The following is a 23343-nucleotide window of genomic DNA, read 5'->3' on the forward strand; positions in this document are numbered from 1 at the left end:
ACCAAGCGTATGCCTAATGGCCGGCACCTGGTGATCGGCATCCCATTCATCTGGCTGTTCCTGTTCTTCCTGCTGCCGTTCATCATCGTGCTGAAGATCAGCTTCGCCGAAGCCGATGTGGCGATCCCGCCGTACACGGAAATCTATACCTGGGTCGACAATACACTGCAGGTGGTGCTGAACCTGGGCAACTACATCTTCCTTACCGAGGATGAGCTGTATCTGGCCGCGTACCTTGGCTCGCTGAAAATCGCCTTTTTCAGCACCCTGGCCTGTCTGCTGATCGGCTACCCGATGGCCTACGCCATCGCCCGGGCCAAGAAGGAAACCCAGACAGTCCTGCTGCTGCTGGTGATGATGCCGACCTGGACCGCGATCCTGATCCGCGTTTACGCGTGGATGGGCATCCTCAGCAACAACGGTCTGCTCAACGGCTTTTTGCAGAGCATCGGCTTGATCGACGCTCCACTGCAGATCCTCAACACCAACACCGCGGTGTACATCGGCATCGTCTACTCGTACCTGCCGTTCATGATCCTGCCGCTGTTCGCCAACCTGGTGAAACACGATCAGAGCCTGCTCGAAGCAGCTTCGGATCTGGGTTCGAGCACCTTCAACAGCTTCTGGAAGATCACCGTGCCGCTGTCCAAGAACGGCATCATCGCCGGCTGCATGCTGGTGTTCATCCCGGTGGTTGGCGAGTTCGTGATCCCCGAGCTGCTCGGCGGGCCGGAAACCCTGATGATCGGCAAGGTGCTGTGGCAGGAGTTCTTCAACAACCGCGACTGGCCGGTAGCCTCGGCGCTGGCGGTGGTGATGCTGGCGATCCTCTTGGTGCCCATCATTCTGTTCAACCGTAACCAAGCCAAAGAGCTGGAGGGCCGGGCATGAAGAATTTCCGTTTCTCCACGCTGATGTTGTGGGTCGGCCTGGCCTTCATCTACTTGCCGATGATCATCCTGGTGATCTACTCGTTCAACGCCTCGCGGTTGGTGACGGTGTGGGGCGGCTGGTCGACCAAGTGGTACGTGAGCCTGCTCGACGACCGCCAGCTGATGGGCGCCGTCTGGCGTTCCCTGGAGATCGCCTGCTACACGGCGATCGCCGCGGTGGCGCTGGGTACGCTGGCGGCCTTCGTGCTGACCCGCATCAGCCGCTTCAAGGGCCGCACGCTGTTCGGCGGCCTGGTCACCGCACCGCTGGTAATGCCGGAAGTGATCACCGGTCTGTCACTGCTGCTGCTGTTCGTGGCCATGGCCCAGCTGATCGGCTGGCCGGCGGAGCGCGGCATGATGACCATCTGGATCGCCCACACCACGTTCTGTTCGGCCTATGTGGCCGTGGTGGTGTCGGCGCGCCTGCGCGAGCTGGACCTGTCCATCGAAGAAGCGGCCATGGACCTCGGCGCGCGGCCATGGAAGGTGTTCTTCCTGATCACCATCCCGATGATCGCGCCTTCGCTGGTGGCTGGCGGCATGATGTCCTTCGCCCTGTCGCTGGATGACCTGGTACTGGCCAGCTTCGTGTCCGGTCCTGGCGCCACCACGCTGCCGATGGAGGTGTTCTCCAAGGTGCGCCTGGGCGTGACCCCGGCGATCAACGCCATCGCCAGTCTGATCCTGCTGGCGGTATCGCTGGCCACCTTCCTGGTGTGGTTCTTCAGCCACCGCGCCGAGGAGCGCCGTCGCAAGGCGATCCAGCAGGTCATGGAAGAAAGCCAGCACGCCATTGGCTCCCGTCCGGAGGTCAAGCCGGCTCACTGAGTCAGCTGAGCGGCAAGACGATGCCCGCCACTGCGCAAGCAGGGCGGGCATTTTCATTTCCGGCATTCGGATACCGATGCCCGCATCATCCGATTGCGTAGGAGCGGCTTTAGCCGCGAGTTTTTATTCAGGTAAACAAAGAGCTCGGGGCTAAAGCTCCTCCTAAAAGTATTCCGCTCGCCGACCGCTTCCACCTTTTTGCAGGCAAAGCGCGAAAGGTCGTGAGCAGGCTCTTAGAACCTGTTCAAAGTGTTGTATGCGCATGAAGGCAACTACGAAGCAAAGCGGACATCGTTGCTTTACCTGTGGGAGCGGGCGGGGACGCCCTGTCCATGCCCGTGACTTTTTCGCGGGCATGGCCCGCTCCCACAAATACTCCGTGAATGGCCGCTTCTGCCAATTAGTCGCCAAGGTCGACGCACCTGGGCTGAAAAGATTATGAACAGGTTGCAAGAGAGGTTGGCGTGGGCATCGCTAGCGACTAGGTCACAGGTTGCGCCCTGTTCTACGGCGACGCTTGTCCAGAAGTGATAAGGCAGAGGCAGATATAAACACGCCCGGGCTGAGACGGCCCGGGCGTTTTCGTTACTGCAGAGGTTTAGCGCGTCAGGTGCAGGAAGTGCATATGGCGCTCATATTGGTCGAGGATATCGCCGATCACTTCTTCGCGGTTCCAGCCCATCACGTCATAGTCCTGGCCGCCCTCGTTGAGGTGAACTTCGGCGCGGAAGTACTTGCGTTCCTCGCTGGAGTCATCGCGCGTGTCGCGCAGGGCGAAGCTCGGCTGAATCAGCGCGCGGGGGCGTACCTGATACTGGAAGTCGGCTTCGGCGCCGTGGCTGACCGACAGCGTAACGCGTCCGTCTTCACCGCTCTCCACCTGGGCTTCGCGGCCCTGTTTGCGCATCTCCTCGGCCACCTGCTGGCAGGCCGGCAGCACGGTTTCGGCGATGAAGCGATTGACGTGGGAGCGACGTGGCAGCATCACCATGCTGCGTAGGCGCCGTTGCCAGCCGCCGGTGCTTGATGCACCGCGTGGGCTGAGGGCGACCTGGTCACGCAGGTTACGCTTGGCAGCGTCGATCTGCAGGGCGCGCAGCAGCCCCCACATCGACGCCAGCAGGGCAATCACGAAGGGCAGGGCACTGGCGATGGTCGCCGTCTGCAGCGCCTTGAGGCCGTCGGCCAGCAGCAGCGAGGCGGCGACTACCGCCATCAGCGCGGCCCAGAAGATACGCTGCCAGACCGGCGTCTGGTCATGGCCGCCGGAGGCGAGCATGTCCACCACCATGGCGCCGGAGTCCGCCGAGGTGACGAAGAACACCACGATCATCAGCACGGCGATCTGCGACAGGACTGCCGAGAAGGGGAAGTGTTCGAGGAAGGCGAACAGCGCCAGCGAGCTGTCCTTGTCGACCGCCGTCGCGAGGTCGGTGATGCCGTCGACCAGAATCATGTGAATCGCGGTGTCGCCGAACACGGTCATCCACAGCAGGGTGAAGCCGGCCGGCACTACCAATACGCCGCCGATGAACTGGCGAATGGTACGGCCGCGGGAGATGCGCGCGATGAACAGGCCCACGAACGGCGACCAGGATAGCCACCAGCCCCAGTAGAACAGGGTCCAGCCGCCAATCCAGTCGGTCGGCTCGTAGGCGTAGAGGTTGAAGGTTTTACTGACGATCTCCGAAAGGTACTGGCCGGTGTTCTGCACGAAGGTCTGCATGATGAACACGGTCGGGCCGAGCACCAGCACGAACAGCATCAGGCAAACGGCCAGCAGCATGTTCAGTTCGGAAAGTATGCGGATGCCCTTGTCCAGGCCACTGACCACGGAAATCGTAGCTAGGCCCATGGTGCCGGTCAGCAGCAGGAGCTGAACCGTGGTAGTGGCGGGTATGCCGTATAGGTGGTTGAGCCCGGTGTTAATCTGCATCACGCCGTAGCCCAGCGATGTGGCTACGCCGAGCACGGTACCGATCACCGCGAAGATGTCCACGGCATGGCCGATGGGCCCGTAAATGCGGTCGCCGATAAGCGGATAGAGCGCCGAGCGCAGTGTCAGCGGCAGGTTATGGCGGAAGCTGAAATAGGCCAGGATCAGCGCGACGATGGCGTAGATCGCCCAGGCATGCAGGCCCCAGTGGAAGAAGGTGACGTTCATTGCCTCCTTGGCCGCTGCCACTGTCTGAGCTTCACCCACGGGCGGTGCGAGAAAATGCATCACCGGTTCGGCGACGCCGAAGAACATCAGGCCGATGCCCATACCGGCGCAGAACAGCATGGAGAACCAGGTTCGGTTGTTGTAGTCCGGCTCGCTATGGTCCGGGCCGAGCTTTATGTCGCCGTAGCGACTGATGGCCAGGAAGACCGCGAAGAGCAGGATCAGCGCGACGGAAAGGATGTAGACCCAGCTGGCGTTCTCGATGATCCACGACTGGGTGGCGCCGAACACGCTCTGAGCGCTTTCCTTGAAGGCTGTGCTGTAGATCACCAGGCAGGCGATCAAAAAGGTCGAGCCGAAGAAAACCGGCGGGTTAAGAGTGGAGCGGGAAGACAGATTTGCCCCCATTGAGCTAGCTCTCCTTGGTCGGAGTCAGTCCATGAATCACCCGCTCGCCGATCAGCTTTCGCTGGATCGCGGAAGGTGCACTGGAGATACGACTCGGTTTTCGGATGGCCGCCAAAAGCGGAAGGCCCGCAATTGTAGCACTGCCATTAGTCGGGGTTTTTGAACCTGTTTGTTATCGATAGGAAAGTGCTTCGTTTCGTTCAGCTTTTTTGTGCCGCTCACAGGCTGGTGCGGTACTGCAGCGCCTCGGCCAGGTGCTGTCGGCTGATCTGCTCTTGGGCCTGCAGGTCGGCTAGGGTGCGCGCTACCTTCAGCACGCGATGGGCCGAGCGCAGCGACAGGGTCAGGCGTTCGCAGGCGTGCTCCAGCCACTGGCGGTCGGCGTCGGCCAGCGCGCAGTGGGCGCGCAGCCCGGGCAGGTCGAGAAATGCGTTGGCGATGCCCTGGCGCTGCAGCTGGATATCCCGCGCAGCGGCGACACGGCTGGCCGCTGCTGCACTGGTGTCGCCGTTATCAACCGGGGCATCGAGCTGGGTGCTCTCCCGGGCCACGGTGATATGCAGGTCGATACGGTCGAGCAGCGGCCCGGAGAGTTTGCCCCGATAGCGCTGAATCTGCTCCGTGCTGCAGCGACAGCGCCCGCTGGGGTCGCCCAGAAAACCGCAGGGGCAAGGGTTCATCGCCGCTACCAGCTGGAAGCGGGCAGGGAAACTGACCTTGTCGCGGGCACGGGCAATTACAATCTGCCCGCTTTCCAGAGGCTCTCTGAGCACCTCAAGAACGCGACGGTCGAACTCGGGCAGTTCATCGAGGAACAGCACGCCGTGATGGGCGAGGGTGATTTCCCCAGGTTGCGGACGACTGCCGCCACCCACCAGGGCCGGCCCGGATGCGCTGTGGTGCGGATGGCGAAATGGCCTTTGCGGCCAGCTCTGCAGCGGCGTGTGGCTGGCCACCGAGCGAATCGCGGCGACCTGCAGGGCTTCCTCTTCGGTCAGTGGCGGCAGCAGACCGGGCAGGCGACTGGCCAGCAGCGTTTTGCCGGTGCCCGGGGGGCCACTCAGCAGCAGGTTGTGATTTCCTGCAGCCGCCACCAGCAGCGCGCGTTTGGCGGCGATCTGGCCCTGTACTTCGGCCAGGTCCGGATAGGGTTGGGTGTGGCGCAGCAAACCCTGGGGCTGGTAGGGCGACAGGGGTGTTTGGCCATTGAGGTGGGCGACCAGTTCCAGCAGGTGCTCGACCGCCAGCACGCTGAGGCCGGTAGCCAGGCTGGCTTCCTCGGCGTTTTCCTTTGGCACCACCAGAGTGCGACCGGCTTGTCGGGCGGCCAGCGCGGCGGGCAGCACGCCCTGCACCGGGCGGATCGCTCCCGAGAGCGCGAGCTCGCCGAGGCATTCCAGACTGGTCAGGGATTCGGCGGGTAACTGGCCACTGGCGGCGAGGATGCCCAGGGCGATAGCCAGATCAAAGCGGCCGCCATCCTTGGGCAGATCTGCCGGCGCGAGATTGAGGGTGATGCGGCGTGGCGGAAAGTCCAGGGCGCAGTTGAGGATGGCGCTGCGTACGCGGTCCTTGGATTCCTTGACGGCGGTTTCCGGCAGGCCGACCAGCGCCAGGGAGGGCAGGCCGTTGGCCAGGTGCGCTTCGACCGTAACGCTGGGTGCATCGACGCCGATCTGAGCGCGGCTGTGGACTATGGCCAATGACATCGATCACTCCTTGATCGTCTGCCGGCCGAGCGGATTACTCGGCCGGGGCGTGTTGCGTCGTTGCGGTGCGCGTTTCCAGTTCGGCGACCTTGGCTTCCAGCGCTTCGAGGCGCGCGCGGGTGCGGGCCAGCACGATCATCTGGCTGTCGAATTCTTCGCGGCTGACCAGATCCAGCTTGCTGAAGCTGCTCTGCAGCAGTGCCTTGAGCTGGGCTTCGATTTCACTGCGGGGCAGTGGGTTGTCACCGCTGAGCAGGCGACTGGCCTGGCTGCTGAGGGCATCGAGCAACGCTTTGGGTGGCAGCATGGGAACCTTCCAGAATGAGTTGGCGGCAGTGTAGCACGCCGGTTTTTGCCCACCGGTACAGTGACCTTGCACCAATGGTGTGCGTGACGCGGTGCGGTTTGGCGCTCTTCTGGTGCGATGGCTTTCGCGTGACGCCGATCACAACCGCCTGCAGGCCCGTAAGTTCCTGAAAAGCGGCGTTTTGCCGGTATTGGCAAGATTTCTGCTTAGAGGCTCATGACCCATGCACCGATGCGGTTCGGATGTCGCGAGCGGGCGGACGTGGTTCACCGGGAGCAGTCGGTGGTATCGGATCAGCCCGTCTTGGCAACCGATGCATACAAAAGCCAGACACTGAGCTTAGACTTGGGCCGGGGTAACAATTCCTGGGGCAAGTCCACCTTACACGGGAGAGAGTTTCATGAAACTAGTCACTGCCATCATCAAGCCGTTCAAGCTGGACGACGTCCGCGAATCGCTGTCGGAAATCGGGGTGCAAGGCATCACCGTCACCGAAGTGAAAGGCTTCGGTCGTCAGAAGGGTCATACCGAGCTGTATCGCGGCGCCGAGTATGTCGTCGATTTCCTGCCCAAGGTGAAGATCGACGTGGCTATCGCCGACGATCAGCTGGACCGCGTCATCGAGGCCATCACCAAGGCCGCCAACACCGGCAAGATCGGTGACGGCAAGATTTTCGTCGTAAACCTGGAACAGGCGATCCGCATCCGTACCGGCGAAACCGATACCGACGCGATCTAAAGCTCCGCCCCTACCCCCTTAACGTCCCAGGAGTTAAATCATGACTCTGCGAAAAATCGCAGGGCTTGGAGCCCTTTCGTCCCTGTTTTTCCCAAGCCTGGTCATGGCTCAGGAGAAAACCCTGAATTCCGGTGACACGGCCTGGATGCTGACGGCCACCGCGCTGGTGCTGTTCATGACCATTCCAGGCCTAGCACTGTTCTACGCCGGCATGGTGCGTTCCAAGAACGTGCTGTCGGTGATGATGCAGTGCTTCGCCATCACCGCGTTGATGTCCCTGTTGTGGTTCGCCTACGGCTACAGCCTGGCGTTCGACACCACCGGGATGGAAGCCGGCGTCACCAACTTCAGCTCCTTCGTGGGCGGCTTGGGCAACATGTTCCTCGGCAACCTGACCAAGGAATCGCTGACCTCGGCCTTCCCGGAAAGCGTATTCATTACCTTCCAGATGACCTTCGCCATCATCACCCCGGCGCTGATCGTCGGTGCCTTCGCCGAGCGCATGAAGTTCTCCGCGATGCTGGTGTTCATGACCGTGTGGTTCACCCTGGTCTACGCGCCTATCGCGCACATGGTCTGGAGTGGTGACGGTGCCCTGATGTGGGACTGGGGCGTGCTCGACTTCGCGGGCGGCACCGTGGTGCACATCAACGCCGGTATCGCCGGTCTGGTGGCGTGCATCGTGCTGGGCAAGCGCAAGGGCTTCCCGAGCGTGGCCATGGCGCCGCACAACCTGGGCTACACCCTGATCGGCGCGGCGATGCTGTGGGTCGGCTGGTTCGGCTTCAACGCCGGCTCCGCTGCCGCGGCTGACCAGACTGCGGGCATGGCCATGCTGGTCACCCAGATCGCCACCGCTGCTGCGGCCCTGGCCTGGATGTTCGCCGAGTGGGTCGCCCACGGCAAACCGAGTGCGCTGGGCATCGCCTCCGGCGTGGTTGCCGGCCTGGTCGCCATCACTCCGGCTGCCGGCACCGTCGGCCCGATGGGCGCGATGATCATCGGCCTGGCTTCCGGCGTGATCTGCTTCTTCTGCGCCACCAGCCTCAAGCGCAAGCTCGGCTACGACGACTCGCTGGACGTGTTCGGCGTGCACGGTGTGGGCGGTATCGTCGGCGCGCTACTGACCGGTGCCTTCGCAGCCCCGGCCCTGGGCGGTTTCGGTGAGGTCGAAAACATCGGCCTGCAACTGTGGATTCAGTTCAAGGGCGTCGCCGTCACCGTGATCTACACCGCCGTCGTCACCTTCGTGATCCTCAAGATCATCGATGCCGTGATGGGCCTGCGCGTGACCGAAGAAGAAGAGTCGGTCGGCCTCGACCTGGCTCAGCACAACGAGCGCGGCTACATCCTGTAAGTACCAGCGGCCCGCTGACTGTGGCGGGCCGACAGCACACGGAGTGCGCCCGGAGCCAACCCGGGCGCCTCGACCGCACAGCGCACCCCCCTGCGCAACGGCCTGAGGTGAATAAAAAATGGACAACACAGCACTGACTGCTCTGCAGTACGGTTTCGATACCTTCTACTTCCTGATTTGCGGCGCCCTCGTCATGTGGATGGCCGCCGGCTTCGCCATGCTCGAGGCGGGTCTGGTTCGGGCCAAGAACACCACCGAGATTCTCGCCAAGAACGTGGCGCTGTTCGCCATCGCCTGCATCATGTATCTGCTGATCGGCTACTACATCATGTATTCCAGCCCCGAGGGCGGCGTCCTGCCGAGCTTCGGTTTTCTGATCGGTGACGAAAACACCGTCGAGTCGGTACTGGCCGGTGACGAAGATGCCCCCTACTACGCCGCCCGCTCGGACTTCTTCTTCCAGATCGTGTTCGCCGCCACCTGCATGTCGATCGTTTCCGGCGCGGTGGCCGAGCGCATGAAACTCTGGTCGTTCATCGCCTTCGCGGTGGTGATGACCGCCGTCATCTACCCCGTGCAGGGCTTCTGGAAATGGGGCGGTGGCTTCCTCGACGCGGCCGGTTTCCTCGACTTCGCCGGCTCCAGCGTGGTGCACATGGCCGGCGCCGCCGCGGCCCTGGCCGGGGTGATTCTGCTCGGTGCGCGCAAGGGCAAGTACGGCGCCAACGGCCAAGTCAACGCCATTCCGGGCGCCAACCTGCCGCTGGCAACTCTGGGCATGTTCATCCTGTGGATGGGTTGGTTCGGCTTCAACGGTGGCTCGCAGCTGAAGATGAGCACCATCGAGGACGCCAACGCGGTGGCCCAGGTGTTCGTCAACACCAACATGGCAGCGGCCGGCGGCCTGATCGCCGCGCTGATCGTGGCACGCATCCTGTTCGGCAAGGCCGACCTGACCATGGCGATCAACGGTGCGCTGGCCGGCCTGGTGTCGATCACCGCCGAGCCGCTGACGCCGACCGCGCTGCAGGCCACCCTGATCGGCGGTGTGGGCGGCGTGCTGGTGGTGTTCGCCATCGTCGGCTTCGACAAGATCAAGATCGATGACCCGGTCGGCGCCATCTCCGTACACGGCGCGGCGGGCATCTGGGGCACCCTGGCGGTCTGCCTGACCAACCCGGAAGCCAGCCTGGGCGCGCAGCTGCTGGGCATCGCCTGCATCTTCGCCTGGGTGTTCATCGCCAGCCTGATCGTCTGGAGCATCATCAAGGTGGTCGCCGGTCTGCGGGTTTCCGAGGAGGAAGAGTACGAGGGCGTCGACCTGGTCGAGTGCGGCATGGAAGCCTATCCCGAGTTCACCGGCAAGAAATGATGGGGGAGGCGCAGGGCGCCGACCATCATCAGTAAAAATGATGGTCAACACCGGCAAAAGGGCGCTCAGGCGCCCTTTGCTTTTTTGTCCGGCACGCTAGAATGCGCGCGTTGAAAAACGAGGGCGACGAGCATGTGGCAGCAACGGCTGATCACCCTGCGTCCACGGGCGCGAGGCTTCCACCTGGTGACCGATGAACTGCTGGATGCATTACCGGAACTGGCGAGCTACAGGGTGGGTCTGTTACACCTGTGGCTGCAGCACACCTCGGCGTCCCTGACGGTCAACGAGAATGCGGACCCTGCGGTACGCCGCGACTTCGAACGCTTCTTTCGCCGCCTCGTCCCCGAGGATGCGACAGGCTTTGAGCACTGCGACGAAGGCCCGGATGATCTGCCGGCGCATTTCAAGTCGAGTCTGCTCGGCGTTCAGTTGCAGTTGCCGGTGAGTAACGGGCGTTTGGCGCTGGGCACCTGGCAGGGGATTTACCTGGGCGAACACCGCGAACAGGGTGGCGCTCGCCGCGTGCTGGCAACCTTGCAAGGTACGGCAAATTGAATTTTTTCCAGGCGTTCGGCAACGTCGGACGACTGGGCTATAACTAACCTGCTTTTCGCAAGTCATGAGGCTGAACATGAGCGACGAAGAACTGGAACAAGACGAGCTGGAAGGCGCAGACGAGGACGACGGCGAGGAGCTGGCGGCCGCGGATGGTGATGTTGCCGATGACGACAGCGAGTCCGATAGCGCGGCACCTGCCAAGGGCAAAGCCAAGAAGGCCGTCGAGGTCGAAGAGCTGCCCAGCGTAGAAGCCAAGCAGAAGGAACGCGATGCGCTGGCGCGCGCCATGGAAGAGTTCCTGGCCCGTGGTGGCAAGGTTCAGGAAGTGGAGCCCAACGTCGTATCCGACCCGCCCAAGAAGCCTGACAGCAAGTACGGCAGTCGCCCCATCTGACGCGAACGCCGGATTTGAATGCAAAAGCCCGCCTGTGAAGGCGGGCTTTTGCGTTTGTGGCGGTTGCTTTGTGTGGCGCAGAGAAAACCGCTGATTGCGGGGGCAGGGTGGGAGCGCGCCATGCGCGCGAAATCACGGGCATGGCCCGTTCCCACGGTACCCTGAGCAACCGGTTGTGCTTCGCTCAACGCTTCTCAAGTCATCGAGGCCCAGTCATGCAGGGTGGGCTTCAGCCCACCAGCTCTTATCCCCAGCGCTGCAACAGCGCCGGCAGCTCGCCAAGACTACGGATCTGCGCGTCGGCTTCCTTCTCGCCAGCCCAGGCCTTGCCCTCCGGGTTGAACCACACCGCACGCCAGCCGGCCGCCTGGGCCCCGGCGATATCGTCGCCGGGGTGGTCGCCGATATGCACCGCCTGCTCGGCCTGCATGCCGGAGCGGGCGAGGGCCTCCTCGAACGGCCTGCGATCGGGTTTGCCGACGCCCAGTTCTTCGGCGCAGAGGATGAAGCTGAAGTAGTCCGCCAACCCCAGGCGACGCACGTCAGCGTTGCCATTGGTGATCACGCCCAAGCTGTACCGATTGGCCAGCAGTTCCAGGGTGGTGACGGTGTCACTGAAGAAGGTGATGGCGTGGCGTGCTTCGAGCATCGTCTGGAAGGCGGCCTCGGCTAACTGCGCGGCTTCCTCGGGTGCATGGCCGACGCCCTCCAGCGCATGGCGCAGGGTGCGTCGGCGCAGCTCGCTGAGGCGGTATTTCAGGTTGGGCTCGGCCTCCAGCAGACGACCGCGAACCTGGCCCAGGTGATCCACCGGCTGGCTCGCCAGGCGCGGTGCGTGGACGCTGATCCAGTCGCGCATGGCGGCCTCGGCACCGAGAATCACCGGGCGGTTGTCCCACAGCGTATCGTCGAGGTCGAAGGTGATCAGGCGGATGCTCATGAATCCTGTTCCTTGCGGCGCTTGGCCCGTGGGTGAGCACTGTCGTAGACCTTGCTCAGGTGCTGGAAGTCCAGGTGGGTATAGACCTGCGTGGTGGCGATATCGGCGTGGCCGAGCAGCTCCTGTACCGCACGTAGATCCTGGGACGATTCGAGCATATGGCTGGCGAACGAATGGCGCAGCATGTGCGGATGAATGTGCTGTCCGAGCTCGCTGACACCCGCCTGGCGTACCCGCAACTGCACGGCGCGGGCGCCGATGCGGCGGCCCTGGCGGCTGATGAATACCGCGCCATCGGCCGGGTTGGCCAGTGCCCGCAGCGGCAGCCATTGCTGCAGGGCTTCACGGGCCTTGCTGCCCACTGGCAGCTCGCGCACCTTGCTGCCCTTGCCGGTGACGCGCACCAGGCCGGCGGGTAGATCGAGCCAGTCGAGGTTCAGTGCGACCAGCTCCGACAGGCGCAAGCCGGACGAATAGAACAGCTCGAGCATGGCGTGATCGCGGCGGGCGATGAAGTCGTCTTCCTGGGCGCCGTCGAGCAACTGGGTGGCGCGGTCCACGTCCAGCACTCTTGGCAGCTTGCGTTCGCCCTTGGGTGGCGTCAGGCCGGTGGCTGGATCGTGTTTGCAATGGCCTTCGCGTATCAGGTAGCGGTACAGACCACGGGTCGCCGAGAGCAGGCGCGCCAGGCTGCGCGCCGATTGGCCTTCCTTGTGCAGGCGGGCGACCAGGCGGCGAAGGCGAGCGATGTCGAGTGCGGCCCAGTCACTCAGGTCTTCCTTTTCGCAATAAGCGAGCAGTTTGGTGAGGTCGCGGCGGTAGCCATCCAGCGTATGGGCTGACATCTGTCGCTCGCTGCGCAGGTGTTCGAGGTAGGCATCCAGGTGGGCGACAAGCATCAACGGGCGGCTCCGTGACGAGAGGGCGCAACGCTTGCGCCCCTGTGGACGGCGCGTTACCTGACCGAGCGCAGCGGCGCGGAGAAACGTGGCAGCACGCGCGACAGCACTTCGGCGATGTAACCGAGGAACAGCGTACCCAGCGAGCTCTTGTAGTGCTGCGCATCGGCACTGCCGATCGCCAGCACGCCGTGCAGCCCTTGATGGGACAGGCCCACCACGGCGGCCGAACCGACCTCGTTGCCGGCTTCGCCGAAAAGGAACTTCAGCTCGTGCTCGCGCAGCACCCCACAGATGGTCTTGCCACCGGCCAGCAGGCCGCCAATGGCCTGGTGCGCCTCGGCGCTGCTGACGCTACGGCCGACCGGCAGTGGCGTATCGCTGAACAGGATCAGGCCCACGAACGGCACCTGGAATTCGCGTCGCAGGCTGTCTTCCACGCAACTGACCACTTCCTCGAGGCTGCTGGCGTCCATCAGGTCGAGTACCAGGCGGCGGGTCTTGTCGAACAACCGGTCGTTGTCACGGGCCACGTCCATCAGGTGCGACAGGCGCTGGCGCATCTCGATATTGCGCTCGCGCAGCAGTTTGACCTGACGCTCGACCAGCGACACGGTATCACCGCGCTGGTGCGGAATGCGTAGCTCGGGGATCAGGTCATCGTGGTCGATGAAGAATTCGGGGTGCAGGCGCAGGTAGGCGGCGACCGTTTCCGAGTCCAGGGGCTTGGGCGAATCCTGCTGGTCAGTCATAGGCGAACCTGTCCTTCGTACACGCGCACGGCGGGGCCGGTCATCATAACGGGCTGGCCGGGGCCTGCCCACTCGATGTGCAGCTTGCCGCCCGGCAGCTCCAACTGTACGGGCGAGTCCATCCAGCCCTGGCGGATCGCCGCGACGGCGGCGGCGCAGGCGCCAGTGCCGCAGGCCTGGGTTTCCCCAGCGCCGCGCTCCCAGACGCGAAGGCGGCCACGCTGACGATCAATCACCTGCAGGAAGCCGACGTTGACCCGTTGCGGAAAGCGCGGATGGTGTTCCAGCTTCGCGCCCAGTTCGTGCACCGGAGCGCCGTCGACATCATCAACGCGCAGCACGGCATGGGGGTTGCCCATGGAAACGGTGGCCAGTTGATGGTCCTTGCCATCGACCTCGACGGCATAGCTCAGCGCTTCGCCATCGGCCTGGAACGGGATCTGCTCGGGTGCCAGGCGCGGTGCGCCCATGTCCACGGTGATCAGGCCATCGGCGCGCACGTTCAGCTCGATGATGCCGCCTTTGGTTTCCACGCGGATGTTCTTCTTCACCGTCAGGCGCTTGTCCAGCACGAAGCGGGCGAAGCAGCGTGCGCCATTGCCGCACTGTTCCACTTCGCTGCCATCGGAATTGAAGATGCGGTAGCGGAAATCCACGTCCGGGTGCTGCGGCGGCTCGACCAGCAGCAGCTGATCGAAGCCGATGCCGGTGTGGCGATCGCCCCACTGCTTGGCGTGCTTGGGCTGGATGTGGGCATGCTGGCTGACCAGGTCGAGAACCATGAAGTCGTTGCCCAGGCCATGCATCTTGGTAAAGCGCAATAACATGGGCATCACTCCGGCAGGCGGCTTTCGCCCGCGAAGAGCTCGTCCAGGGTTTCGCGGCGCCGCACTTCGTAAGCCTGCTCGCCGTCCACCATCACCTCGGCGGCGCGGCCGCGGGTGTTGTAGTTGGAACTCATCACGAAGCCGTAGGCACCGGCCGAACGCACGGCCAGTAGGTCGCCTTCTTCGAGCACCAGCTGACGATCCTTGGCCAGGAAGTCGCCGGTCTCGCAAATCGGCCCGACCAGGTCGTAATTGCGCGCCTCGCCGTCACGAGGCTGCACCGCCGATACGTCCATCCAGGCCTGGTACAGGGCTGGGCGGATCAGGTCGTTCATCGCCGCATCGATGATGGCGAAGTCCTTGTGTTCGGTGTGCTTGAGGTATTCCACCTGAGTCAGCAGCACGCCGCCATTGGCGACGATAAAGCGGCCCGGCTCGAACACCAGGGCCAGGTCACGACCGGCCATGCGCTGGCGTACCGCGGCGATGTAGTCGCCGACCTGCGGTGGCTGCTCGTCGCGGTATTGCACGCCGAGGCCGCCGCCCAGATCCAGGTGCTTGATGACGATGCCGCGCGCGGCCAGCTTGTCGACCAGCAGCAACAGGCGATCCAGGGCATCGAGGAATGGCTCTAGTGTGGTCAACTGCGAACCGATGTGGCAGTCGACGCCGATCACTTCGATGTTCGGCAGCTCGGCGGCGCGGGCGTAGACCGCCTCGGCCTGCTCGATGTCGATGCCGAACTTGTTTTCCTTCAGGCCGGTGGAGATGTACGGGTGGGTGCCGGCGTCCACGTCCGGGTTGACCCGCAGCGAGACGGGCGCCTTGACGTCCATCGCGGCGGCGACCTTCTGCAGACGCTCGAGCTCGACGCCCGACTCGACGTTGAAGCAGTGCACGCCGACTTCCAGCGCGCGGCGCATGTCGTCGCGGCTCTTGCCCACACCGGAGAAGACGATGCGGCTCGGCTCGCCACCGGCCGCCAGCACGCGCTCCAGCTCACCGCTGGAGACGATGTCGAAACCGGCGCCGAGGCGCGCCAGCACGTTCAGCACGCCGATATTGGAGTTGGCCTTGACCGCGTAGCAGACCAGATGCGGCATACCCGCCAGCGCATCGGCGTAGGCGCGGTACTGCCCTTCGATGTGGGCGCGCGAGTAGACGTAGGTGGGCGTGCCGAAGCGCTGGGCAATGGCGGACAACGCCACACCTTCCGCGAACAGCGAACCGTCGCGGTATTCGAAGGTGTTCATGGGGGGCCCTTATTTGTGTTGGTCGTGCGACGAGCCGGACTGGTTATCATCCGGCAGGTACAGCGGGCCTTTCTGGCCGCAGCCGCCGAGCAGGGTGGTGACGGCGACGAGCGCGATGAGGGCAGTGAACAGCCGCTTCATGGTCAAATCCTTGTAATAAAGCATAATTGCCCCCGAGTATACCGACCCCCCGGCATGTTGCCTATGCGCCGGGGTTCCCGTCCGGCGGGGCTTTGCCCTGGCTGGCTGACCTGTGCAGGCACCGCAGTCCTTGGCCCTGGCGTTGGTCCGATGCAGCTGAATTTTTCATGAGGTAAGTGCAATGAGTTTGAGCGAAGCCCGTTTCCACGACTTGGTCGATGCGGTGCAGCAGGCGCTGGAAGACATCTTCGACGACAGCGACCTGGATATCGATCTGGAGAACTCTGCGGGCGTGCTGACGGTGCGTTTCGAAAACGGCTCGCAACTGATCTTCAGCCGCCAGCCGGCGCTGCGTCAGCTGTGGCTGGCGGCCCGTTCGGGAGGTTTTCACTTCGATTACGACGAGGACAATCAGCGCTGGATCTGCGACAGCAGCGACGAACTGCTGAGCGAGATGCTCGAGCGTATCGTCGCCGAGCAGGCAGGCGCCGAACTCGAGTTCGATGAAATCTGAAGATGCCGGCAAGCCCGCGCCGGGCGCCACTGTGGTGGCCTCGCCCTGTCGCCGGCGCTGCTGCCTGAACGAGGCCGAGCGCTGCCTGGGCTGCGGGCGACTGCTGGCGGAAATTCTCGAATGGGGCAACGCCAGCGACGAGCGTCGGCGGGTTATCCGCGACCTGGCCGAGCGGCGCCTGATGGACGGGTGAGCCGGCTCTTGTTTATTTGGGTGGCTGTGTTACGGTCAGCCTGGCTTCTGCAAAATGAGCTTCTGCAAAAACCCCGTCGTTTCGATGGGGTTTTGCTTTTTTGGCGTCCAGCAAAGGAGATATGCCCGCACCATGGCCAGCACACCGTCCATCACCATTACCCGCCTCGATCTGCAGCGCCTGGAGCAACTGCTCGATGGCCTCGATGAGTTAGGCCCGACCGCCGAAGCCCTGCAGGCCGAGCTTGACCGCGCCGAGGTGGTCGGCCACGAGCAGATTCCGGCCGGGGTGGTGACCATGAATTCGCGTGTGCACTGCCGCGAGGAAGGGAGTGGCAAGGACTATCACCTGACCCTGGTCTATCCCCAGGACGCCGGCGGCGAAGGCAAGGTATCGATCCTCGCGCCGGTCGGCGCGGCTCTGCTGGGCTTGAGCGTTGGCCAGCACATCGATTGGCCGGCACCGGGCGGCAAGGTGCTCAAGCTGACCCTGCTGGAAGTCGAATACCAGCCGGAAGCGGCAGGCGAATACGCTCGCTGAGTTGCACCCGACTCGGCGCCGTTCCCTCTGCCGAGTCGGCTTCCTTCTTGGCCTGGATCGCGCCACGATTCGGGTTTTCAGGTAACTCCCATGATCAGGACGTGCGCAGCGCGCCGTTCAGTGCCTCTTCGAGGCTGGCCTTGTAGCGCAGGTAATGCACCACCGAGGGCTGCCGCTCGCCGAGCAGAGCGGAAAGGTCGAGGTCGGTGATGTAGCAGGGATACGGTTGCTGCTCGCTGCGTTGGGCGAGAATGTGTCGAGCCACGTTGGTGAATAGCTGTTCGCCGTGTTCAAGCTCGGAGAACTCCCTGTGGTTGCAGAACAGGCTGACGTAGGCGCGTGGGCCGTTGCCCGGCTCGACGATGGCCTGAACGTCATAGAACGGCAGGCTGACTTCGTTCAGCGGCGCCGGTCTGGGCTCCAGGCGCTGCGCACGCAGCGGAGCGGCCGGCAGCAGTTGGTGGTAAAGGATTTCGAGCGGTTGCTGCGGGCCTTCGAGGGCCTGGGCGGCGTCGCGCCGGTACAGCAGCGATTGCAGGAAGCGGTGCAGCGGTGTCAGCAGGCTGGTTTCGTTATGGAACGGCACCTGGCTGCGCCACAACGCGCCGCATTCGTCGAGCACGTTGATCTGCGCCAGGCCTTCCGTTTCGTGCAGGCGATAGAACACCTGGATGCACGCCGGGCGTCCGGCCTCAAGGATCAGCGCCAGGTCTTCACCTTCCAGCGCGTTACGGTCCAGGCGCAGCGGGCTGTATTCGGCGCGATCCTGGGCTAGGTGTTCGAGCAGCGTGGGCAGATCCTCCAGCATGCTGTGCCGCACTCTGCCAGGCGTCAGGTCGAGCAGGTGATAGCGGCGGGCGATCTGCAGCAGGTAGCGCTGCTGCTGGCCGCTATCGAGGCAGTCGACCAGCTCATTCAGCAAGCCCTCGACGCGCTCGACGATGGTCGCGGCGCGGTTGCGGCAGTAGCTGAACACCCTCAGGTTGGGGCGTTCATCGCGACCAGGCATCGCGTTGAGTACATCGCCCAGGCAGTCGAGCAGGGCGGTGGGCCCGTCGTAGCGCTCGACCAGCAACTCGTTCCAGCTGTTTAGGGTGATGCGGTCCAGGGTCAGCACCAGGTTGTCGCGCACGCCGGAATAGCCCAGTGGGTCGGTGCGCTCACTGGTCATGTGCACATTCATCTGGCTGTGCTGCCGCAGCGGATCGATGCCAACGTTGATCAGCAGCAGTTCTTCGGCAGGCCGGCGTGGGCGTGCCAGAGCGGCTTCGGTCACGCTCGCCAGGGGCATCGGCAGGGCCTGGGCCAGGCAGCCGAGCAACTGGCTCAGCTCGACTTCGGTGAGGTCGCTGTCACCCGGATGCAGCGACAGGTGCGTGCCGCTGTCGATCACGCCATTGCGATGGCTCCAGGCGAGCAGCTCGATCAGGCTGCGGGCCTGGCGCAGCGGGGCGAAATCCTGCCATTCCTGGGCGCCGAGGCTACCGCTGTAGAGCGCCCAGCGCTCGCCCTTGGGCGACGGATTATGCACCAGAGTCAGGGTGTCTTCGCCCAGGTCCGGGGCGATGCCCGGGTTGATGAATTCCACCTTGCCGGCGCGGCGTTCGAAGGCAGCGTACAGGCGCCGACCCAGCACGGCCAGGTCGCGGCTGCTGGCCGCCACACCGTCAGGGCGCTTGCGCGCGAACAGCGACAGGAAGCGGTAGCTGTAGTTGAGTTCGTTGACCAACGCCTGGCGTTCGGCGACGACCTGTCGGACCTTCCACTGGCTGCGGCTGTCGAGCAGGATCAGCTGGCGCTCGCCCCAGCCCCACTCACCAGTCAGCCGTTCGAGCAACAGGCGCTGCCAGCTCTTTTCGCGGTGGCGCGGCGGCTTGCTGATCTTCTTGTTGACCTTCAGGTACAGGCAGCGCCTGACCAGTTCCAGGCGCTCGGTTTCGCCGCGTGCCTGCAGGTATTGCTCCAGGCGGCGGTAGATCAGCACGTAGGGGTCCAGCTCGTCGAGGTCGAGCAGGCCGTCGTAAACCGCCTGCTTGAAGCGCAGCGACAGGCAGCGCACCTGGGGATGTTCGCTGGCGTATACCTCGGTGAGCAGTAACTTGAGCGCTGACTTGTAGGGCGACTCGATGCCCTTGAACAGTTGCCACATACCGGCGCCGAGAAACTCACCGGCCGGCACCTCGGCCAGGTGGCCAAAATCCAGTACATCTTCGGCGCGCACGAAACGCTTGCTCAGCAAGGCTTCGGTGACATGGGCATAGCGATGCTCGTCGTCCGCCGGCACCAGCCACCACAGCGGCATACGCCCGCCCAGCCAGATCGCCGTGCGGTAGAACTCGTCGAGGAGCAGGAAATGCTGGGTGGTGCCGCAGTCGTCCGAGGTCAGCCGCGCGTCCCGTAAACCGCTGCGAAAACGCTCGGGGTCGATCAGGAAGAAATGCGCTTCGGCGCCCTGGCTGGCCGCCCAGCTCTGCAGCAGGTCGCACTTGCGTTGCAGCGCTTCGCGTTCGCCAGGGTCGAGCTCGCTGGCATGACAGACCCACAAATCCATGTCGCTCTGTTCGGCCTGGGCCACGGTGCCCAGGCTGCCCATCAGAAACAGGCCATGGATGGGCGTTGGCGCCGGCGCGCGAGCCGGTTTGTAGGCGAAGGAGCGGGTCAGGCGCTGGGCTTCGGCCAGCAGCTGCGCCGAAGGCTCGAAGTGCGCCAGACCAGCCGGCGTCTGCGCCGACACGTAGCCGGGCAGTAACGGATGATTGACGTGAAACAGCAACGGTAACAGCGTCAGCACTCGTTGCTGGCGGGTCGACAGGGCCTGCATCGCGCGCTGCTGGCGGCCGTGGTTGATGCGCATGAAGCGTGCGCGCAGCTGCGTCAGCACCTTGCGGTCGATGCCGTCATCGATATTGGGTCGCAGGGGCAGGTGGCGCGTCATGCTCGGGCTCGGCCGGGTGATGAGCAAGCCTACAGGCGCGGCGCACCCGCTCGCAATGGCGTTCGGGAGAGGGCCTGCCGCCTCGGACGGCAGGCGTGTTCAGGCGGTCAGAGCGCTTTGCCGGTGGTGAGGATGGTTTTCAGGCTTTGCGCGTGTTCGGCAGCTTCGTGACCCAGGCGGGTCAGGTAGCCGCCATCCGGGAGGGTGATCAGGCCCTTGCCATGCAGGCGCCCGGCAGCGGCGACGGCGGATGAGGCGGCATCGTGGTGGATCTTCAGACCCTCCTGTCCATTGTCCAGGTTGAACAGCAAAAGAATTTCCAGTTCGGCGACCAGATCGGCATTAAAGGCCATGGTGACTCCTGCCTGTTGTTGTAGTGCACGGCTCGGGCCGTGGATCGCGGGTTCGCCCCGCAGGCGAAGTGTAGTCAAGGCGGCGGCAGTTCGCCGGAACGTGCTGCCAGCGCTCGAGAATCTTCTGGTAACGGCCATCTTTGTGCAAGACGCGCATGCCCTGTTCGAAGTGCTTGAGCAGCGCGGCTGCATCGGGATTGTGACGCGAAAAACTTAAGTAGAGCGTGGGGCTGTCGAGGGTCTCCAACGCCACGAACTGGTCGGCCAGTTGCGGGTTCTCGCGAAACAGCGCCTGGGCGGTGCCGCGGTAGGCGGCCACGAAATCCACGCGGCCGCGCTGCAGCATTAGAAAACCGCTGAGGTCGCGGCGCACGGGGATGCGGATCACCTGCTGGTCATTGTCCAGGCGCGCGCCGTATTCGTAGCCGATGGTCACCGCCACCTTGCGCCCGGCGAGACTCTGCGGCTTGCCGTTTGCTGGCGTTTCACCGGCGCGGGCCCAGAGCAGGATGTCGTCGCTGAACAGTGGCTCTTCGGGGATCAGATAATCGGCGTCAATGCGCGCATCCGGTGCGGTGTTGAAGCAGGCCGCCAATATGCCTTCTTCAGTCATCTGCATGCAACGGGCGTAAGGGTAGGGCACCAGCTGCACCGGCGTGTCGCTGGCGGCGAAGGCGGCCTCGACGATCTCCACCGACATGCCCTGCACGCGGCCGTCGCGGTAGGCGGTGTAGGGATACCAGTCATCCTCGGCGCCGATGCGCGGCACCTGCCCGGCCAGGGCGCTGGTGGCGAGCAGTAGAGTCAGGCACAGGCTAAGGGATGTGGAGTAACGCATCCGGGCTTATCCACAGGGGCGTTGTGCAACCATAGCAGTGCCCACCGCGGGAAAGAAGGTGGCTGGCTGTCGCGCGGGCTCAGGCTTCGTCGGGCAGGGTCGGCAGGGCGCGCAACAGGCGCTCATAGTTCTCGGCATCGAAGGGCCGATCTTCGCGCAACATGGCGTCCACTTCGTGGGCCAGCACCATGGCCATCATCTGCACGCTTTCCTCGCGGTCATGGCCGACCAGGGTCAGCTTGTTCAGCACCGCCTGGGCGAACGCCGGCTCACCGGACTCCAGCTGATTCTCGATGGCCTGAACCAGGGTGTTTTCGGTGAAGGTGTCGTCGTCGTGCTCGTCGGCGCTGCTCATGGGGCGGTCCAGTCGGTCGGGAGAAAGTGGGCAGTGTAGGCAGGTGATTGGCTGCTGACCATGGATGTGGCGGCCAAAATATATTCCCGAATTGTGGGAGTTGATTTCTCATATTGAGAATTGCGGATCGCGCGACTACAGTCCTGCGTCTGGAGAAACTCATGCAAGCAGATCACGACAAACAGGCGCCGGCGGGCGCCCAGGCGCTGTTTCGCGGCCTGGCGGTCATCGATGCCGTCGCCCAGGGCGCCTGCAGCCTGGCCGATATTGGCGCCGCCATCGGCTGCTCGCGCAGTACCACTCACCGGTTGATCGCCGCCCTGGTGCAGGCGGATTACCTGCGCGCCCTGGGTGGCAGCAGTGGCGGTTATCAGCTGGGCCCGCGGCTGATCGAGCTCGGCTACAAGGCTCGCGCGCAGATGCCGCTGAGCAAGCTCGCGCATGCGCATCTCGCTCGCTTGGCCCGGGCCACCCAGGACACCGTGCACCTGGGCGTGCGTGACGGCAGCGATGTGTTGTACATCGACAAGCTGCCAGGTAGTCGCGGTCTGGAAATGCGCTCGCGCATCGGCCTGCGCATGCCGCTGGCGCTGACCGGCATCGGCAAGGCGCTGATGCTCGATCTGCCGGAAAGCGAATGGCAGGTGCTCCATGAGCGCGACCGCCAGTTACGTGCCGGCAGCGCCGCGATGTCCTGGGAAGATTTTCGTGACCGCATGCGCGACTACGCCAGCGGCGGCTTTAGCCTCGATCTGGAAGACAACGAGCTGGGGATTCGCTGCGTGGCCGCGCCGATACGTGATGCCAGCGGGCAGATCGTCGCAGCCCTGAGTGTGGCCAGTGCCGTGCCCTATATGCCCGAGGCACGCCTGCATGACCTGCGACCCGAGGTTATTACCTGCGCGGCGGCCATTTCCGCCGAGCTTGGCTGGCGGCCCTGAGACCGAGCTTTCATCCATTTCCGTGACGCCCGAGGAGGGCCTGTAATGTCCGCTACCTACCTTCGCGAGCTGCCGTTGATCGCCATTCTGCGCGGCGTTGCCCCCGAGGAAATCGTGCCTGTGGGCCTGGCGCTCTACGAGGCCGGTTTCCGGGCTATCGAGATTCCCCTGAACTCGCCCGAGCCACTGCAGAGCATCGGCCTGCTGGCGTCCGAGCTGGGCGAGCGCGCGCTTATCGGCGCCGGCACCGTGCTCAGTGTCCGCCAGGTCGAGGAGGTGGCGCAGGCCGGCGGGCGGCTGATCGTTTCGCCCAACTGCAATACCCAGGTGATTCAGGCGACCCGCCAGGCCGGGCTGTTCAGCGCACCGGGCGTGGCGACGCCGAGCGAAGGGTTCGCGGCGATTGAGGCGGGTGCCGATGTGCTCAAACTGTTCCCGGCCGAACAATTCAACCCGCAGATCGTCAAGGCATGGCGCGCGGTGTTCGCCCGTGACGTCGCGTTGTTGCCGGTGGGTGGTATCACGCCAGCGAACATGGCCGACTACGTAGCGGCGGGGGCGAGCGGCTTCGGCCTGGGTTCGGCGCTGTACAAGCCCGGCATGGGCGTTAGCGAAGTGGCTGACAACGCCGCCGCATTCGTCGCAGCCTGGCAGGCGATCCAGCGCTGAGCCGAGTCGCCTGCCTTGCGTCTGGGGTCAGGGGCGGTTGGCGATCTTCTGCAGGTTCTCGTGGATCTTGAACAGCACGATCATCAGCTCGCAGCCGATCCGTGCGCCGATCACTCCGCCGATCAGGGTGCCCAGGCCGCCGAGGAAGCTGCCGTAGGCGCCGAACATCATCGTCAGGCTGCTTACGGCCACGCTGAGCAGCATCAGCCAGTAGACGAAGGTGATGATTTTCGGGGTGAGCATTGCGTCGAAGAAGAACAGATTCTTCATGGGAGAAACTCCAGTCCATGGGTTGGCATAGGCCCGGTCGCTGGCGCCGCCAAGCGTAGTCGGCGACGTCGGGCGGGCGCAGGGTAGCAGTCGTCACTGGCGGCGGCCAGTTGTCCGAAATGCCCCTGGCGGCCGGCACGCAATGCCGC

Annotated in this window: 26 protein-coding genes; 12 read left to right on the plus strand and 14 right to left on the minus strand. The window is 64.1% G+C overall.

Annotated elements, in window-relative coordinates:
• Nucleotides 1–9 precede the first annotated feature (9 nt).
• A complete protein-coding gene (locus FB481_RS05970) occupies nt 10–891 on the plus strand; it encodes an ABC transporter permease subunit (protein WP_167363090.1) in 882 nt (293 codons plus the stop codon).
• Nucleotides 888–1763 (plus strand): ABC transporter permease subunit, encoded by an 876-nt coding sequence (locus FB481_RS05975; RefSeq protein WP_147175466.1) that lies wholly within the window; start codon nt 888–890, stop codon nt 1761–1763. The genes FB481_RS05970 and FB481_RS05975 overlap by 4 nt, the downstream gene beginning before the upstream one ends.
• Before the next feature lie 598 nt (nt 1764–2361).
• On the opposite strand, the gene FB481_RS05980 is transcribed toward FB481_RS05975, so the two are convergent.
• From FB481_RS05980 to FB481_RS05990, 3 genes are all read right to left on the minus strand, one after another.
• Complete coding sequence (locus FB481_RS05980; RefSeq protein ID WP_147175468.1) at nt 2362–4335, minus strand: choline BCCT transporter BetT; 1974 nt, start codon at nt 4333–4335, stop codon at nt 2362–2364.
• A 218-nt stretch (nt 4336–4553) separates the two neighbouring features.
• The gene (locus tag FB481_RS05985) at nt 4554–6044 is read right to left on the minus strand and encodes a YifB family Mg chelatase-like AAA ATPase (RefSeq protein WP_093500424.1); all 1491 of its coding nucleotides are present in this window, start codon (nt 6042–6044) and stop codon (nt 4554–4556) included.
• 34 nt (nt 6045–6078) lie between these two features.
• The gene (locus FB481_RS05990) at nt 6079–6351 is read right to left on the minus strand and encodes an accessory factor UbiK family protein (protein WP_027908906.1); all 273 of its coding nucleotides are present in this window, start codon (nt 6349–6351) and stop codon (nt 6079–6081) included.
• A gap of 400 nt (nt 6352–6751) precedes the next feature.
• On the opposite strand from FB481_RS05990, the gene glnK reads away from it, so the two are divergent.
• The 5 genes from glnK (at nt 6752) to sutA (ending at nt 10774) form a co-directional block, all read left to right on the plus strand.
• Nucleotides 6752–7090 (plus strand): P-II family nitrogen regulator, encoded by a 339-nt coding sequence (glnK, locus tag FB481_RS05995; protein WP_003096476.1) that lies wholly within the window; start codon nt 6752–6754, stop codon nt 7088–7090.
• A 40-nt stretch (nt 7091–7130) separates the two neighbouring features.
• The gene (locus tag FB481_RS06000) at nt 7131–8447 is read left to right on the plus strand and encodes an ammonium transporter (protein WP_027908905.1); all 1317 of its coding nucleotides are present in this window, start codon (nt 7131–7133) and stop codon (nt 8445–8447) included.
• Between the two features lie 118 nt (nt 8448–8565).
• A complete protein-coding gene (locus FB481_RS06005; RefSeq protein ID WP_147175470.1) occupies nt 8566–9819 on the plus strand; it encodes an ammonium transporter in 1254 nt (417 codons plus the stop codon).
• A 132-nt stretch (nt 9820–9951) separates the two neighbouring features.
• Entirely contained in the window at nt 9952–10377 is a 426-nt protein-coding gene (locus FB481_RS06010; protein WP_013789501.1) for a secondary thiamine-phosphate synthase enzyme YjbQ, read from the plus strand.
• A gap of 76 nt (nt 10378–10453) precedes the next feature.
• Nucleotides 10454–10774, plus strand: a complete 321-nt coding sequence (sutA, locus tag FB481_RS06015) for a transcriptional regulator SutA (RefSeq protein WP_013789502.1) — start codon at nt 10454–10456, stop codon at nt 10772–10774.
• Nucleotides 10775–11018: 244 nt separating this feature from the next.
• On the opposite strand, the gene FB481_RS06020 is transcribed toward sutA, so the two are convergent.
• The 6 genes from FB481_RS06020 to FB481_RS06045 are packed head-to-tail and all read right to left on the minus strand — an operon-like array spanning nt 11019 to nt 15586.
• Complete coding sequence (locus tag FB481_RS06020) at nt 11019–11714, minus strand: HAD family hydrolase (RefSeq protein ID WP_093500418.1); 696 nt, start codon at nt 11712–11714, stop codon at nt 11019–11021.
• A complete protein-coding gene (xerC, locus tag FB481_RS06025) occupies nt 11711–12613 on the minus strand; it encodes a tyrosine recombinase XerC (RefSeq protein WP_093500416.1) in 903 nt (300 codons plus the stop codon). The genes FB481_RS06020 and xerC overlap by 4 nt, the downstream gene beginning before the upstream one ends.
• 56 nt (nt 12614–12669) lie before the next feature.
• Nucleotides 12670–13365 (minus strand): DUF484 family protein, encoded by a 696-nt coding sequence (locus tag FB481_RS06030; protein WP_093500414.1) that lies wholly within the window; start codon nt 13363–13365, stop codon nt 12670–12672.
• On the minus strand, nt 13362–14192 hold the full coding sequence (gene dapF / locus FB481_RS06035; RefSeq protein WP_093500413.1) for a diaminopimelate epimerase: 831 nt from the start codon (nt 14190–14192) through the stop codon (nt 13362–13364). The genes FB481_RS06030 and dapF overlap by 4 nt, the downstream gene beginning before the upstream one ends.
• Before the next feature lie 5 nt (nt 14193–14197).
• Entirely contained in the window at nt 14198–15445 is a 1248-nt protein-coding gene (gene lysA / locus FB481_RS06040) for a diaminopimelate decarboxylase (RefSeq protein ID WP_147175473.1), read from the minus strand.
• Between the two features lie 9 nt (nt 15446–15454).
• The gene (locus FB481_RS06045; RefSeq protein WP_147175474.1) at nt 15455–15586 is read right to left on the minus strand and encodes a lipoprotein; all 132 of its coding nucleotides are present in this window, start codon (nt 15584–15586) and stop codon (nt 15455–15457) included.
• Nucleotides 15587–15767: 181 nt separating this feature from the next.
• Here FB481_RS06045 and cyaY point away from each other — a divergent pair, with 181 nt between their 5' ends.
• The 3 genes from cyaY to rnk all read left to right on the plus strand — a co-directional run bounded on the left by cyaY (nt 15768) and on the right by rnk (nt 16833).
• A complete protein-coding gene (gene cyaY, locus FB481_RS06050) occupies nt 15768–16100 on the plus strand; it encodes an iron donor protein CyaY (protein WP_093500407.1) in 333 nt (110 codons plus the stop codon).
• Nucleotides 16090–16293, plus strand: a complete 204-nt coding sequence (locus FB481_RS06055; RefSeq protein WP_093500405.1) for a DUF1289 domain-containing protein — start codon at nt 16090–16092, stop codon at nt 16291–16293. Before cyaY ends, FB481_RS06055 begins: the two co-directional genes overlap by 11 nt.
• Nucleotides 16294–16425: 132 nt before the next feature.
• Nucleotides 16426–16833, plus strand: coding sequence for a nucleoside diphosphate kinase regulator (rnk, locus tag FB481_RS06060; protein ID WP_147175476.1), 408 nt, complete (start codon nt 16426–16428; stop codon nt 16831–16833).
• A gap of 94 nt (nt 16834–16927) precedes the next feature.
• Here the strand turns inward: rnk and FB481_RS06065 are convergent, their stop codons facing one another.
• From FB481_RS06065 to FB481_RS06080, 4 genes are all read right to left on the minus strand, one after another.
• The gene (locus FB481_RS06065) at nt 16928–19768 is read right to left on the minus strand and encodes a class I adenylate cyclase (RefSeq protein ID WP_147175478.1); all 2841 of its coding nucleotides are present in this window, start codon (nt 19766–19768) and stop codon (nt 16928–16930) included.
• Nucleotides 19769–19875: 107 nt separating this feature from the next.
• Nucleotides 19876–20121 (minus strand): TIGR02647 family protein, encoded by a 246-nt coding sequence (locus FB481_RS06070; RefSeq protein ID WP_093500401.1) that lies wholly within the window; start codon nt 20119–20121, stop codon nt 19876–19878.
• Nucleotides 20111–20959, minus strand: coding sequence for an ABC transporter substrate-binding protein (locus FB481_RS06075; RefSeq protein WP_093500399.1), 849 nt, complete (start codon nt 20957–20959; stop codon nt 20111–20113). The genes FB481_RS06070 and FB481_RS06075 overlap by 11 nt, the downstream gene beginning before the upstream one ends.
• A gap of 79 nt (nt 20960–21038) precedes the next feature.
• Nucleotides 21039–21314: a hypothetical protein gene (locus FB481_RS06080; RefSeq protein WP_013789515.1), complete on the minus strand. Its 276-nt coding sequence runs from the start codon at nt 21312–21314 to the stop codon at nt 21039–21041.
• 161 nt (nt 21315–21475) lie between these two features.
• Here FB481_RS06080 and FB481_RS06085 point away from each other — a divergent pair, with 161 nt between their 5' ends.
• The gene (locus FB481_RS06085) at nt 21476–22255 is read left to right on the plus strand and encodes an IclR family transcriptional regulator (RefSeq protein WP_093500394.1); all 780 of its coding nucleotides are present in this window, start codon (nt 21476–21478) and stop codon (nt 22253–22255) included.
• Between the two features lie 45 nt (nt 22256–22300).
• The gene (locus FB481_RS06090) at nt 22301–22924 is read left to right on the plus strand and encodes a 2-dehydro-3-deoxy-6-phosphogalactonate aldolase (RefSeq protein WP_093500392.1); all 624 of its coding nucleotides are present in this window, start codon (nt 22301–22303) and stop codon (nt 22922–22924) included.
• 27 nt (nt 22925–22951) lie between these two features.
• Here the strand turns inward: FB481_RS06090 and FB481_RS06095 are convergent, their stop codons facing one another.
• The gene (locus tag FB481_RS06095; protein ID WP_075960223.1) at nt 22952–23194 is read right to left on the minus strand and encodes a DUF4282 domain-containing protein; all 243 of its coding nucleotides are present in this window, start codon (nt 23192–23194) and stop codon (nt 22952–22954) included.
• Nucleotides 23195–23343: the final 149 nt, after the last annotated feature.

The organism is Pseudomonas sp. AG1028, from assembly GCF_007993955.1.
GTDB classification, from domain to species: Bacteria; Pseudomonadota; Gammaproteobacteria; order Pseudomonadales; family Pseudomonadaceae; genus Aquipseudomonas; species Aquipseudomonas straminea.

Excerpts from the sequence above, each read along its gene's own strand:
- FB481_RS05980 (WP_147175468.1), bottom strand. The coding sequence starts at position 4,335 with ATGGGGGCAAATCTGTCTTCCCGCTCCACTCTTAACCCGCCGGTTTTC.
- cyaY (WP_093500407.1), top strand. The coding sequence starts at position 15,768 with ATGAGTTTGAGCGAAGCCCGTTTCCACGACTTGGTCGATGCGGTGCAG.
- FB481_RS06030 (WP_093500414.1), bottom strand. The coding sequence starts at position 13,365 with ATGACTGACCAGCAGGATTCGCCCAAGCCCCTGGACTCGGAAACGGTC.
- FB481_RS06055 (WP_093500405.1), top strand. The coding sequence starts at position 16,090 with ATGAAATCTGAAGATGCCGGCAAGCCCGCGCCGGGCGCCACTGTGGTG.
- FB481_RS06065 (WP_147175478.1), bottom strand. The coding sequence starts at position 19,768 with ATGACGCGCCACCTGCCCCTGCGACCCAATATCGATGACGGCATCGAC.
- xerC (WP_093500416.1), bottom strand. The coding sequence starts at position 12,613 with ATGCTTGTCGCCCACCTGGATGCCTACCTCGAACACCTGCGCAGCGAG.
- FB481_RS06070 (WP_093500401.1), bottom strand. The coding sequence starts at position 20,121 with ATGGCCTTTAATGCCGATCTGGTCGCCGAACTGGAAATTCTTTTGCTG.
- rnk (WP_147175476.1), top strand. The coding sequence starts at position 16,426 with ATGGCCAGCACACCGTCCATCACCATTACCCGCCTCGATCTGCAGCGC.
- FB481_RS06095 (WP_075960223.1), bottom strand. The coding sequence starts at position 23,194 with ATGAAGAATCTGTTCTTCTTCGACGCAATGCTCACCCCGAAAATCATC.
- FB481_RS06020 (WP_093500418.1), bottom strand. The coding sequence starts at position 11,714 with ATGAGCATCCGCCTGATCACCTTCGACCTCGACGATACGCTGTGGGAC.
- FB481_RS06090 (WP_093500392.1), top strand. The coding sequence starts at position 22,301 with ATGTCCGCTACCTACCTTCGCGAGCTGCCGTTGATCGCCATTCTGCGC.
- FB481_RS06000 (WP_027908905.1), top strand. The coding sequence starts at position 7,131 with ATGACTCTGCGAAAAATCGCAGGGCTTGGAGCCCTTTCGTCCCTGTTT.
- FB481_RS05985 (WP_093500424.1), bottom strand. The coding sequence starts at position 6,044 with ATGTCATTGGCCATAGTCCACAGCCGCGCTCAGATCGGCGTCGATGCA.
- FB481_RS06010 (WP_013789501.1), top strand. The coding sequence starts at position 9,952 with ATGTGGCAGCAACGGCTGATCACCCTGCGTCCACGGGCGCGAGGCTTC.
- FB481_RS05970 (WP_167363090.1), top strand. The coding sequence starts at position 10 with ATGCCTAATGGCCGGCACCTGGTGATCGGCATCCCATTCATCTGGCTG.
- FB481_RS06005 (WP_147175470.1), top strand. The coding sequence starts at position 8,566 with ATGGACAACACAGCACTGACTGCTCTGCAGTACGGTTTCGATACCTTC.
- dapF (WP_093500413.1), bottom strand. The coding sequence starts at position 14,192 with ATGTTATTGCGCTTTACCAAGATGCATGGCCTGGGCAACGACTTCATG.
- glnK (WP_003096476.1), top strand. The coding sequence starts at position 6,752 with ATGAAACTAGTCACTGCCATCATCAAGCCGTTCAAGCTGGACGACGTC.
- sutA (WP_013789502.1), top strand. The coding sequence starts at position 10,454 with ATGAGCGACGAAGAACTGGAACAAGACGAGCTGGAAGGCGCAGACGAG.
- FB481_RS06075 (WP_093500399.1), bottom strand. The coding sequence starts at position 20,959 with ATGCGTTACTCCACATCCCTTAGCCTGTGCCTGACTCTACTGCTCGCC.
- FB481_RS05975 (WP_147175466.1), top strand. The coding sequence starts at position 888 with ATGAAGAATTTCCGTTTCTCCACGCTGATGTTGTGGGTCGGCCTGGCC.
- FB481_RS06085 (WP_093500394.1), top strand. The coding sequence starts at position 21,476 with ATGCAAGCAGATCACGACAAACAGGCGCCGGCGGGCGCCCAGGCGCTG.
- lysA (WP_147175473.1), bottom strand. The coding sequence starts at position 15,445 with ATGAACACCTTCGAATACCGCGACGGTTCGCTGTTCGCGGAAGGTGTG.
- FB481_RS05990 (WP_027908906.1), bottom strand. The coding sequence starts at position 6,351 with ATGCTGCCACCCAAAGCGTTGCTCGATGCCCTCAGCAGCCAGGCCAGT.
- FB481_RS06080 (WP_013789515.1), bottom strand. The coding sequence starts at position 21,314 with ATGAGCAGCGCCGACGAGCACGACGACGACACCTTCACCGAAAACACC.
- FB481_RS06045 (WP_147175474.1), bottom strand. The coding sequence starts at position 15,586 with ATGAAGCGGCTGTTCACTGCCCTCATCGCGCTCGTCGCCGTCACCACC.